The sequence below is a fragment of the Craterilacuibacter sp. genome (genome assembly GCF_051659485.1).
Taxonomy (GTDB): domain Bacteria; phylum Pseudomonadota; class Gammaproteobacteria; order Burkholderiales; family Chromobacteriaceae; genus Craterilacuibacter.
This window is the reverse complement of record NZ_JBOFOO010000263.1, coordinates 1-11,817: the sequence shown is the minus strand read 5'-3', so window position 1 is coordinate 11,817 and position 11,817 is coordinate 1. Positions and strand designations below refer to the sequence as shown.

Below are 11,817 nucleotides of genomic sequence, written 5' to 3'. Positions count from 1 at the left end.
GTTGATACCCTGTTGTCCCGTCTTGGGTTGACGGCAGAGGAGATTTACCCGATGCTTCTCGAGCTTGAAATACAGGGTAGGGTCGCCAGCCTGCCTGGTAGCTGTTATCAGCGCCTGAGCTGACTCTGCCCATCTCGAAAGCACTTGATGTTTGATGTTCTGACTTTTCTTTTTGAGCAATACGATGATCCGGCGACGCGCCCAGAGCGCGAGAGTTTGACGCGCCAGTTGGAATCTGCCGGTTTCGAAGATGATGAAATAGGCGATGCACTGGACTGGCTGGAAGGCATGAACCCCGAGCCGTTTCTTGGCGTAAACGAAAGCTCCGGCTTGCGTTTTTACTCCGAAGACGAGCAGGATCGCCTGAGCGTAGAAGTGCGTGGATTTATCCAGTTCCTGGAAGACAATCAGGCCCTGACGCCGGCGCAGCGCGAGCTGGTTATCGATCGTCTGATGGCGCTGGATGCCGATGATGTCAACCCGGTCGTCACAAGGCTGGTCGCCTTGCTGGTGTTGTGGAGCCAGCAGGCCGAATTGCCGGTGTTGATGGGTGAGGAATTAATGGCTGCGGTGCATGGCGACCCGACCATGCAATAAGGCCGTCATTGCCTTGAACTATGGTTTTTGCCGTTGGCAACTTGCGAATGGCTGCTTGATGGGCTTACCATCGCCCCCCGCTTGGCTTGGCCAGCGCCGTGATCAAGAGTGCAGGCATCACTTGCGCTCTTGTTTTATTTGATGGATACCGGATGTGTTCGCCCGCATAAAGACGGGTAAAGAAAGCCGATGCTGACATGCCTGCTAACCTCTTGATCGTCGAGTCGCCGTCCAAGGCGAAGACTCTGAAAAAATATCTGGGCGGGGACTTTGAAGTCCTTGCCTCCTACGGCCATGTGCGCGATCTGGTGCCGAAAAACGGCGCGGTCGACCCGGACAAGGGTTTTGCGATGAAGTACCAGCTCATCGCACGTAACAGCAAACACGTCGACGCCATCGTGACTGCGGTGCGTGAAGCCGACAATATCTATCTGGCGACTGACCCGGACCGCGAAGGCGAGGCTATTTCCTGGCATCTGGTTGAGATTCTGGCCGGCAAGAAGCTGCTCAAGGGCAAGACCGTGCAGCGCGTGGTGTTCCATGAAATCACCAAAAATGCGGTGCTGGACGCGATTGCCCATCCGCGCGCTATCGCGCAGGATCTGGTCGATGCCCAGCAGGCACGCCGTGCGCTTGATTATCTGGTCGGCTTCAATCTGTCGCCCTTGCTGTGGAAGAAAATCCGCCGCGGTCTCTCCGCCGGGCGGGTGCAAAGCCCGGCCTTGCGCCTGATTTGCGAGCGCGAGAACGAGATCAAGGGCTTTACCGAGCAGGAATACTGGTCGGTACATCTCGATAGCCATAAGAGCCGCACCAAGTTTGGTGCCAAATTGTCGCAGCTGGATGGTAAAAAACTCGACCAGTTCGCTATGCCCAATGAGGCGGTGCAAGGCGAGATTCTGGCACGGCTGATGGATCAGCCTGCGGTGGTTTCGTCCATCGAGAAGAAAAAGAAGACGCGCAATCCGGCCGCACCGTTTACCACCTCGACGCTGCAGCAAGAGGCCGTGCGCAAGCTGGGCATGACTACCGACCGCGCCATGCGCACCGCGCAACAACTGTATGAAGGTGTGGACAGCGGGCAGGGCACCACCGGTCTGATTACCTATATGCGTACCGACTCGGTGGCATTGGCGGCAGAGGCGGTGACCGAGATCCGCCACTATATCGAACACAAGTTCGAGCCTGATTTCCTGCCGAAAAATCCGGCGACCTTCAAGAACAAGGCCAAGAATGCGCAGGAAGCGCACGAAGCGATCCGTCCGACCTCGATCTACCGTTCGCCGGAGGCACTCAAGCCTTTCCTGACCAGCGACCAGTTCAAGCTGTACGACATGATCTGGAAGCGCACATTGGCATGCCAGATGGCACCGGCCAAGTTCGATACCACCAGTATCGATATCCAGGTCGGGCCGGGTGTGTTCCGTGCCAGTGGTCAGGTGCAGGTCTTTGCCGGCTTCCTCGCCGTATACGAGGAAGACGTCGATGATGCCGAAGACGAAGACAATGCCAAATTGCCGGTACTGGCCGAAGGGGAAACCCTGCCGGTAGACAAGCTGTATGGCGAGCAGCATTTTACCCAGCCGCCACCGCGCTTCTCCGAAGCGAGCCTGGTCAAGTCGCTGGAAGAGTTCGGCATCGGTCGCCCATCGACTTACGCCAGCATTATTTCGACGCTGAAGGATCGCGAGTATGTGGTTCTCGACAAGAAACGCTTCCTGCCCACCGATACCGGCGAGATCGTTAACAAGTTCCTGACCGAACACTTCAGCCAGTACGTCGACTACAACTTCACCGCCAAACTGGAAAACCAGCTGGACGAGATCGCCAGCGGCGACCGGCAGTGGGTACCCGTGATGGATACCTTCTGGAAGGGCTTCCACAAGCAACTGGTGGAAAAAGAAGGAATCTCGCGCGAATCGATTACCACCGAGGCGCTGGACGAGGCTTGCCCCAAGTGCAGCAAGCCGCTGAATATCCGTTTCGGCAAGCGCGGACGCTTTATCGGCTGCACCGGCTATCCCGAGTGTGACTACACCCGCGATCTGCACGAAAGTGCCGAAGACGCCGCCGAGCCGGAGGCGCCCGAGATTATCGAAGGGCGCGTCTGCCCCAAGGATGAAGGGCAACTGGTGGTCAAGAAGGGGCGTTACGGCAAGTTTATTGGCTGTGCCAACTACCCGAAGTGCAAGCACATCGAGCCGCTGGAAAAACCGAAGGAAACCGGTGTCGAGTGCCCTGAGTGCAAGCAAGGGCAGTTGATCGAGCGCAAGAGCCGCTATGGCAAGCTGTTTTACTCGTGCAACCGTTATCCGGACTGCAAGTATGCAACCTGGAACCCTCCGGTTGCCGAGCCTTGCCCCAAGTGTAACTGGCCCATCCTGACGATCAAGGTGACCAAGCGCCGCGGTACCGAGAAAGTGTGCCCGCAGAAAGAATGCGGCTACGCCGAACAGATCATCCCGCCGGAAGCCAAGGCCGAACCGGCTGCAGCAGCGGAATAAGCTGCGGGACTTTACTGTAAAACGCCGCCTTGTGCGGCGTTTTTTATGGCCGCTTTCATATTATGCTTAGGGTATCGTTTTTTAACGGAATTCATCCAGAAGTACGCTAAATAGCGGCCTATAGTGGCTGTACGGGAGTTGTTATCCCGTTTTAGAGCGCCGGATTCATTCCGGCCATAACGGTACCTTAGACGGACCGGAATGCCTTTAAGGCTAGAAACGCCGCCGCGTCTGGCGGCGTTTTTCATTGCGGATTCACCAGGTGTTGTGATTGGAGTTCATCATGCATGTGGATAGCCGTTTTTTCTTTATCGGGTCGGCAGTCCTGACCCTGATATTCTTTTTGTCAGGTGACTGGGTCATGCTAGTCATCCCGTTCTTCATAAGTCTGGCCGGTATTTATTGCGCCGAACAGGAGCAGATCAATACGCTGGACAGTATGACGCTGACGATGCTGGCTTCGGTTTCTACGCACGATATGCTGTCTTGCGAACAGTTTGTCGGGCTGGATTTGTTGTTCTATCAGGCGGGATGTCCGGTCTATCGTGAATTGCTTGCCGGCGAAGTGCACTGGGTACTGGTGGGCCCGATGAGCGACATGAATGCCATGGCCTTATCCGGTAGCATTCATGTCTTTCCGGGCTTTGTGTACCGGCGGGCTTAGGCGTTGAGAGCCTGCCTGAGCCGTGTACTCAAATCGGGCAGGGTATGGGTCTTGCCCTCGCGCTGTGCGTTTGCCCAGACCGGCGCCGGGAAATGGGCATCGTCGGCAAAGCGCGGAATGACATGCCAGTGCAGGTGCGCCACCATATTGCCCAGACTAGCCAGGTTGATTTTTTCCGGCTGCAGCAACTCCCGCAGCGCGCGCTCGCAGCGCAGTACCCAGTTCATCAGATAGGCGGCATCTTCAGGCGTCAGATCGCTCATTTCCTTCACATGGGCTTTCCAGATGACCCGGCAAAAGCCGGGATAAAGCGGATCGTCCACCAGAATGACGGACAGCCTCTCATCCTGATACAACACGCCAGTCTGAGTCGGGGTACATAATTCACAGTTCATCACGCTTGCTCCATGGTCATTTATCACTGAATTGTACGCGCGCGAACGGTAGCACAGCGACCTTTGCTATACTCTTTCGGGCTTGCGGGCGCATTCACTCTATCCCAATGAGTTTTCGCGCCGCATCGAGATTGAGGTGAACCTTGTGAGTCTGTTAAACAATATGGCTGTTATTGCACTGCTGATCGTGGTCAGTGCGTTTTTTTCCGTTTCCGAAATATCTCTTGCCGCATCGCGCAAGATGCGGCTCAGGGTGATGGCTGATGAAGGCAATGCCAATGCCGAGCGTGTGCTGCGCCTGCAGGAGCAGCCCGGGCACTTTTTTACCGTGGTCCAGATCGGGCTGAATGCGGTAGCTATTCTGGGCGGTATTCTGGGTGAGGCCGCTTTTACGCCGACGTTTACCGCGCTGTTCCGCCTGTTTTCTGATGGTGCATGGGTGACCACCGTCAGTTTTCTGTGTTCCTTCCTGCTGGTGACTTCCCTGTTTATCCTGCTGGCGGATCTGGTTCCCAAGCGTATCGGCATGACCTATCCGGAGCGGGTGGCGGTCAAGGTGGTGCGCCCGATGCTGTTCTGTGTGAAGTTGTTGCTGCCGCTGGTCTGGGCGTTCAATGGTCTGGCCAATGCCATCTTCCGCTTATTGGGCTTGCCCTTGATGCACAAGGATGTGATTACCTCGGCCGATATCTTTGCCGTAGTGGATGCCGGTGCCGAGGCCGGCGTGCTGCACAAGAACGAGCATCAGGTGATAGAGAATATTTTCGAGCTGGAAAACCGGGCCGTTCCGTCGTCGATGACGCAACGCGAGAGCATCGTCTTTTTCAAGCTGGATGAATCGGAAGACAGCATCAAGCAAAAAATCGCCGAGCAGCCGCATTCAAAATTTCTGGTGTGCGACAGCTCGATTGACAGTGTGATCGGTTATGCGGAATCCAAGGAGATCCTGCGCCGGCTGATTTCCGGCAGCAAGATGTCGCTGAAAGAGGCGGGGATGATCAAGAATGTCTTGATGATTCCCGATACGCTGTCGCTGTCCGAGGTGCTGGAGCGTTTCAAGAGTACACGCGAGGACTTTGCCGTCATCTTCAACGAGTACGCGCTGGTGGTTGGCGTGATTACGCTGAATGACGTGATGAGTACCGTGATGGGGGATCTGGTCGGGCAGAATATCGAAGAGCAGATCGTCAAGCGTGACGACAGCTCGTGGCTGGTGGATGGCATGACGCCGGTCGAGGATGTGCTGCGGGCTCTGTCCATCAATCATCTGCCCGGCGACGAGAACTACGAGACGGTGGCCGGTTTCCTGATGTATATGTTGCGCAAGATTCCCAAGCGGACCGACTGTGTGGTGTGGGAAGGCTACAAGTTCGAGGTGGTTGACATCGACAATCACAAGATCGATCAGATTCTGGTTACCCGTCAAGCGGCTCCGCCTCCGGGCGAAGATGTGCCTGTGTAGTGTTTGGCCGGCAATTGTTTGGCTTGGCTCAATAAAAATATCATCAGTTTCTGATATGTTTGAAGCATGATATGAACGGAGTTTTCCGATGAGCACCAATCCGCCCCGCTGTACGCGTGCCAGCTATTACGAAGGCGTGCCCGACTATATGACCGAGGTCTATGACTGGGCTTACGTCAATCCGGTCAAGGCCGGCCTTTTGGACCGCAATATCGTGGTGACGACTTTGCTGTTCATGAATGACCAGCGCCTGATGCGCCGCTATCTGGAACGTATCCGTCCGGGTAGCCGCGTGTGGCAGGTGGCGCATGTGTATGGCGATCTGGTGCAGCGTGCGGCAGACAAGGTCGGCCGTGCCGGGCACTTTACCCTGACCGACATCACGCCGGTACAGATAGAGCATAGCCTCGCCAAGCTGGCCGACCGGCCGCAGGCCGAAGTCATTCGTGCCGATGCCTCGACCTGGCAGGGCGATGTGCCGTTTGATCTGGTGTGTAGCTTCTTTTTGCTGCACGAAGTACCGGACACACTCAAGGCTGCCATTGTCGACAATATGTTGAGTCAGGTTGCAAAGGGGGGCGAGGCGGTGTTTGTCGACTATCACCGCCCCAAGCCCTGGCAACCGATAGGCTGGCTGCTCAAGTACGTCAATCGCGCTCTGGAGCCGTTTGCCGAGGCCTTGTGGCGCAAGGAAATCCGCGATTACGCGACCTGCAAGGATGATTTCGTGTGGGAGAAGGAAACCATCTTCGGCGGCGTTTACCAGATCGTGAAGGTCACGCGCCGCTAAGCGTGGTGCAAATAAAAAAAGGCTGACCGTGTCAGCCTTTTTTCATGGCGGGTCGCCGCTTATTTTTCGACGAAGGCGCGCTCGATGGCGTAGTGGCCGGGCTCGCCCATACGCGGGCTCTCGGCATAGCCCATGCCGTCGAGGATGTGGCATAGGTCATCCAGCATCATCGGGCTGCCGCAGATCAGTACGCGGTCGTTTTCCGGGCACATTTGCGGCAGGCCGATATCGGCACACAGCTTGCCCGAGGTGATCAGGTCGGTGAGGCGGCCCTGATTGCGGAACGGCTCGCGGGTGACGGTCGGATAGTAGACCAGTTTTTCGCGCACGATGTCGCCGAAGTACTCGTTATTGGGCAGTTCTTCGGTAATGAACTCTTCGTAGGCCAGCTCGTTCTTGTAGCGCACGCCGTGGGTCAGGATCACCTTGTCGTAACGCTCGTAGACTTCCGGGTCCTGAATAATGGACATGAAAGGTGCCAGGCCGGTGCCGGTCGACAACAGGTACAGATTCTTGCCCGGCAGCAGATTGTCTTGTACCAGGGTGCCGGTCGGCTTGCGGCTGACGAGGACGGTATCGCCTTCCTTCAGGTGCTGCAGGCGCGAGGTGAGCGGGCCATCCTGTACCTTGATGCTGAAAAACTCCAGATCTTCGGTGTAGTTGGCGCTGGCGATGGAGTAGGCGCGCATCAGCGGCTTGCTGTTTACTTCCAGCCCTATCATTACGAACTGGCCATTGATAAAGCGCAGGCTTTCATCACGGGTGCAGGTGAACGAGAACAGGGTGTCGTTCCAGTGGCGGACGCTGAGTACGCGCTCCGCAGTCATATTGGCGGGGATGGCCATGGGCTTAAAGCTTTCTGTTTGTGTCTGTGTACTTTGCAGCTGCCCTGCCTGTATCAGGCGCGAGCCATGCATCTCGTGTTCTTGCCGAAGTGATCACGCATCCGGTCTTGCCATCCATATGCCAGCAGGCAAAACGCATCTTAGACGCCAGCATTCGGGCAGAGAACGATTTGTTTTCGCTGAATTTATTCTTTTTTCTTCTTTAGCCCGTAGTTCAATATTCCCGTCAGGAATGAACTTCGCCTCGTTGGGAATTATCCTCCCGGGGCGGCAGCATGGCCAGCGGGCAGGCCGGTACTACACGCTTCGGTATGTAGGCCTAGGCGAAGCCCGCTGATTGTTAAAGCATGGCCACCCGAAGGTGGCCATGGATAGGGTTTACAGCAACACGCGCTCCACCCCGCCGTTGCGGGCATTGTCGACGTAGTCCTTCATCCAGTTTTCGCCCAGGATATTTTTGGCGATCTCGACCACGATATAGTCGGCCTCGGTACCTGTATCCGGGCTGTAGCGGGACAGGCCCTGCAGGCAGGACGGGCAAGAGGTGAGGATTTTCACCGGCTTGTCGGTTTCGCCGAGTGCCGCCAGGCCCTTGTTGATTTCCTCTTCTTTCCTGAAGCGCACCTGAGTGGCGATATCGGGGCGCGCCGCGGCAAAGGTGCCCGACTCGCCGCAGCAGCGGTCATTCAGCGCCACGCCGCCGCCCATCAACGCATTGACCACCTTGATCGGCTGGTAGGCCTTCATCGGCGTGTGGCAGGGGTCGTGGTACATATACTTTTGCCCGCTGACGCCTTCCAGCTTCACCCCTTTTTCCATCAGGTATTCATGGATGTCGATAATGCGGCAGCCGGGGAAGATATCCTCGAAGCGGTATTTGGCCAGCTGGTCGTAGCAGGTGCCGCAGCTGACCACCACGGTCTTGATATCGAGGTAGTTGAGCGTGTTGGCCATGCGGTGGAACAGTACGCGGTTCTCGGTGGTGATCTGTTCGCCCTTGTCGGCAAAGCCGGATGCCGTTTGCGGGTAGCCGCAGCATAGGTAGCCCGGTGGCAGCACGGTCTGGGTGCCGACATGCCACAGCATGGCCTGGGTGGCGAGGCCGACCTGGCTGAACAGGCGTTCCGAACCGCAGCCGGGGAAGTAGAACACGGCTTCCGCGTCTTCGGTGATTTTGGGGTTGCGGATTACCGGCACCACGTTGGCGTCTTCCACATCCAAGAGTGCCCGCGCCGTCTTTTTGGGCAGGCCGCCGGGCATAGGCTTGTTGATAAAGTGGATCACTTGGGTTTTGACCGGCGCCGGGCCCACCGTAGAGGCCGGCGGCTCGGCCTGCTTGCGGGTCAGGCCAAAGCGGCGTCCCAGCTCGAAGCCCAGACGCTGGGCCTTGTAGGCGATACCGGTCAGGCCGACACGCATCGCCTTGATGGTGGCCGGGTCCTTGGCCGTCAGGAACGCCATACCGACGGCCGTACCCGGGTTAAACGACTTGTTGCCGGTTTTGCGCAGGAAATTGCGCATCGCGACCGAGACATCGCCGAAGTCGATATTGACCGGGCAGGGCTTGGCGCAGCGGTGGCAGACCGTGCAATGATCGGCCACATCGGACAGTTCCTCGAAGTGCTTGAGCGACACGCCGCGCCGGGTCTGTTCTTCGTACAAAAAAGCCTCGGTCAACAGGCCGACGCCGAGGATCTTGTTGCGCGGGCTGTACAACAGGTTGGCGCGCGGCACATGGGTCGAGCAGACCGGCTTGCATTTGCCGCAGCGCAGGCAGTCCTTGACCGAGGCTGAAATCTGGCCGATATCGGACTGCTCCAGAATCAGCGATTCGGCACCCAGCAGTTCGAACGACGGGGTATACGCCATCGTAAGGTCGGCTCCGGGCAGCAGTTTGCCGCGGTTGAAGTGGCCGTTGGGGTCGATACGCGCCTTATAGTCGCGGAACGGCTGGATTTCTTCTTCGGTCAGGAATTCGAGTTTGGTAATGCCGATGCCGTGCTCGCCCGAGATGACGCCATTCAGGCTGCGTGCCAGCGCCATGATGCGGGCGACCGCCTTGTGCGCGGTCTGCAGCATGTCGTAGTCGTCGGAGTTGACCGGCAGGTTGGTGTGCACATTGCCGTCGCCGGCATGCATATGCAGCGCGACAAACACGCGCCCGCGCAGCACCTTCTGTTGCTGGAGGCGCAGTGCATCGAGAATTTCGCTGTAGGACTTGCCGGAGAACAGGGTCTCGAACTCGGACAACAGCTCGTTCTTCCAGCTCACCCGCAGCGCAAAGTCGCGCATGGCGATGAACACGGTGTCCGGCTGGGCTTGTGTTTTTTCCAGCGGAGCCTTGGGCCAGCGCTGGGTGTAGTCGTTAAACGGCGCATCCAGATTGTCCAGCAGCCATTGCCAGCGGTCGCGGGTGATGGCCAAAAGCGATAGCGCGGCGGCACGGCGGTCGCCGATGATCTCGTCGCTGGCCATGTCCACGCCCTGCTTGTCCAGCGGCAGGCGGCCATGGAACCAGTCGTGCAGGGTATCGATCAGGCGCAGCTTGTTGGCGATCGATAGTTCGATATTGATGCGCTCGATTCCGTCGGAGTAGTCGCCGAGGCGGTCCAGCGGGATGACTACGTCTTCATTGATCTTGAAGGCGTTGGTGTGGCGGGCGATGGCGGCGGTGCGCGAGCGGTCCAGCCAGAATTTCTTGCGCGCCTCCGGCGTGACCGCGATAAAGCCTTCGCCGGTACGGGTATTGGCAAAGCGCACGATCTGGCTGGCCGCTTCGCCAACGGCGTGTTCATGGTCGGACACGATGTCGGCAATCAGCACCATCTTGGGCCGGCCGCGGCCCTTGGCCTTAGTGGCGTAATCGACCGCGCGCACATAGCGCCAGTCCAGATGTTCGAGGCCGGCCAGATGCACGCCGGACAACAGCCCCGCGCCATTCGGTTTGAAGTAGTCGGTAATCTCGACAATGGCCGGTGTCGCCTGTGCCACGGTGCCGAAGAATTCCAGACACACGGTGCGGGTATGCGCCGGCATCTTGTGCAATACGAAGCGCGCGCTGGTGATGATGCCGTCGCAGCCTTCCTTCTGTACGCCGGGCAGGCCGGCGAGGAATTTGTCGGTCACATCCTTGCCCAGTCCCACTTTGCGGAAGGCGCTGCCCGGTATCACCAGCTCTTCGCTGGAAATGACCGTCTGCATATCGTCCTTGAGACGGGTGACGCGGAAGGTCGCGCTGGCTACATCGTGGATCTTGCCGTAGTTGTGGTTCAGCCGCTCGATGAACATCCAGTTGCCATCCGGATCGACCATGCGCCAGGAGGCGAGGTTGTCCAGTGTGGTGCCCCACAGCACCGCCTTCTTGCCGCCGGCGTTCATCGCCACGTTACCGCCGATGCACGAGGCCTCGGCCGAGGTCGGGTCGACGGCAAACACGAGGCCGGCAGCCGATGCCGCTTCGGACACGCGTGCGGTCACCACGCCGGCACCGCATTGTATGGTGGCGCGTTTGCCCTCCAGCCCCGGCAGGTCGATGTATTCGACGCCGCGATGCTGGTCCAGCTTTTCGGTATTGATCACCGCGCTCTTGCGGTCCAGCGGCACGGCGCCGCCGGTGTAGCCGGTGCCACCGCCACGCGGGATGATGGTCAGCCCCAGCGCGATGCAGCTACGCACCAGCGGGGCGATTTCTGCTTCACTGTCCGGACTGAGCACCACGAACGGATACTCGACGCGCCAGTCAGTCGCGTCGGTCACATGCGATACCCGCGCGAGGCCATCGAACAGGATATTGTCGCGCCGGGTATGTTTGCCCAGTGCCTTGAGGCTACGGGCGCGCAATTCGCGCGTCTCGTTGAAACGGGATTCGAAGGTATTAACCGCCGCATGCGCCGCCGCGATCATCTGGCCGACCTTGTCATTGCCGTCGCGACGCTTTTCGATTTCGGCCAGACGGTGGCGCATGGCCTCGGTCAGTGCCGCCAGTCGCTTGGGGTTGTCCAGCAAGTCGTCGACCAGATAGGGATTGCGGTCCACTACCCAGATGTCGCCCAGTACTTCGAACAGCATGCGTGCCGAGCGGCCGGTGCGACGTTCTTTGCGTAGCGCATCCAGCAAGTCCCACATCGGCGCGCCCAGAAGGCGGATGATGATTTCACGATCGGAATACGAGGTGTAGTTGTACGGAATTTCACGGACGCGCGGATGGGCGGGGGCGTTCATCAAGGCTACCAGCGTGGGATGATGATAATGCCTTTATTCTATCTCATATGTTGCGTTGCGAAAAACGACGATGACAATAGGGTTGTGCGTATAGGGTGAATAGGGAATAGGGAATAGGGAATAGGGAATCGCGGGAGGCTGGCGGCTTGCGTTTTTCGGGAACGGGGAGCCGGGAATCGGGAGCCGCGGTGTTGACGTGCTTGGGTCGGTTCGCAACACTGATCCCGAATCCCGAATCCCGAATCCCGAATCCCGAATCCCGAATCCCGAATCCCGAATCCCGAATCCCGAATCCCGAATCCCGAATCCCGAATCCCGAATCCCGAATCCCGAATCCCG

At 58.2% G+C, this 11,817-nt stretch carries 9 protein-coding genes; 6 read left to right on the top strand and 3 right to left on the bottom strand.

Going from position 1 to position 11,817, the window contains the following annotated elements:
• Positions 1-12 precede the first annotated feature (12 nt).
• The 4 genes from ACRC1E_RS09120 to ACRC1E_RS09105 all read left to right on the top strand — a co-directional run bounded on the left by ACRC1E_RS09120 (position 13) and on the right by ACRC1E_RS09105 (position 3,765).
• Entirely contained in the window at positions 13-123 is a 111-nt protein-coding gene (locus tag ACRC1E_RS09120) for a hypothetical protein (RefSeq protein WP_438514786.1), read from the top strand.
• A gap of 24 nt (positions 124-147) precedes the next feature.
• Positions 148-597, top strand: a complete 450-nt coding sequence (locus ACRC1E_RS09115) for a DUF494 family protein (RefSeq protein ID WP_438514784.1) — start codon at positions 148-150, stop codon at positions 595-597.
• 197 nt (positions 598-794) lie between these two features.
• Complete coding sequence (topA, locus tag ACRC1E_RS09110; protein WP_438514783.1) at positions 795-3,101, top strand: type I DNA topoisomerase; 2,307 nt, start codon at positions 795-797, stop codon at positions 3,099-3,101.
• Between the two features lie 271 nt (positions 3,102-3,372).
• Entirely contained in the window at positions 3,373-3,765 is a 393-nt protein-coding gene (locus ACRC1E_RS09105; RefSeq protein WP_438514782.1) for a hypothetical protein, read from the top strand.
• Here ACRC1E_RS09105 and ACRC1E_RS09100 read toward each other — a convergent pair.
• Positions 3,762-4,160, bottom strand: coding sequence for an HIT family protein (locus ACRC1E_RS09100; protein WP_438514781.1), 399 nt, complete (start codon positions 4,158-4,160; stop codon positions 3,762-3,764). The genes ACRC1E_RS09105 and ACRC1E_RS09100 overlap by 4 nt on opposite strands.
• Positions 4,161-4,305: 145 nt before the next feature.
• Between ACRC1E_RS09100 and ACRC1E_RS09095 the strand changes: the two genes are divergently transcribed.
• The gene (locus ACRC1E_RS09095) at positions 4,306-5,622 is read left to right on the top strand and encodes a hemolysin family protein (protein ID WP_438514780.1); all 1,317 of its coding nucleotides are present in this window, start codon (positions 4,306-4,308) and stop codon (positions 5,620-5,622) included.
• Positions 5,623-5,710: 88 nt separating this feature from the next.
• A complete protein-coding gene (rquA, locus tag ACRC1E_RS09090; RefSeq protein WP_438514779.1) occupies positions 5,711-6,412 on the top strand; it encodes a rhodoquinone biosynthesis methyltransferase RquA in 702 nt (233 codons plus the stop codon).
• A gap of 59 nt (positions 6,413-6,471) precedes the next feature.
• Here the strand turns inward: rquA and ACRC1E_RS09085 are convergent, their stop codons facing one another.
• Together ACRC1E_RS09085 and ACRC1E_RS09080 are read right to left on the bottom strand one after the other, a co-directional pair.
• Positions 6,472-7,257, bottom strand: a complete 786-nt coding sequence (locus ACRC1E_RS09085; protein ID WP_438514785.1) for a ferredoxin--NADP reductase — start codon at positions 7,255-7,257, stop codon at positions 6,472-6,474.
• 378 nt (positions 7,258-7,635) lie between these two features.
• On the bottom strand, positions 7,636-11,478 hold the full coding sequence (locus ACRC1E_RS09080) for a DUF3683 domain-containing protein (RefSeq protein ID WP_438514778.1): 3,843 nt from the start codon (positions 11,476-11,478) through the stop codon (positions 7,636-7,638).
• Between the last annotated feature and the right edge of the window lie 339 nt (positions 11,479-11,817).

Excerpts from the sequence above, each read along its gene's own strand:
- ACRC1E_RS09115 (WP_438514784.1), top strand. The coding sequence starts at position 148 with ATGTTTGATGTTCTGACTTTTCTTTTTGAGCAATACGATGATCCGGCG.
- topA (WP_438514783.1), top strand. The coding sequence starts at position 795 with ATGCCTGCTAACCTCTTGATCGTCGAGTCGCCGTCCAAGGCGAAGACT.
- ACRC1E_RS09100 (WP_438514781.1), bottom strand. The coding sequence starts at position 4,160 with ATGAACTGTGAATTATGTACCCCGACTCAGACTGGCGTGTTGTATCAG.
- rquA (WP_438514779.1), top strand. The coding sequence starts at position 5,711 with ATGAGCACCAATCCGCCCCGCTGTACGCGTGCCAGCTATTACGAAGGC.
- ACRC1E_RS09085 (WP_438514785.1), bottom strand. The coding sequence starts at position 7,257 with ATGGCCATCCCCGCCAATATGACTGCGGAGCGCGTACTCAGCGTCCGC.
- ACRC1E_RS09080 (WP_438514778.1), bottom strand. The coding sequence starts at position 11,478 with ATGAACGCCCCCGCCCATCCGCGCGTCCGTGAAATTCCGTACAACTAC.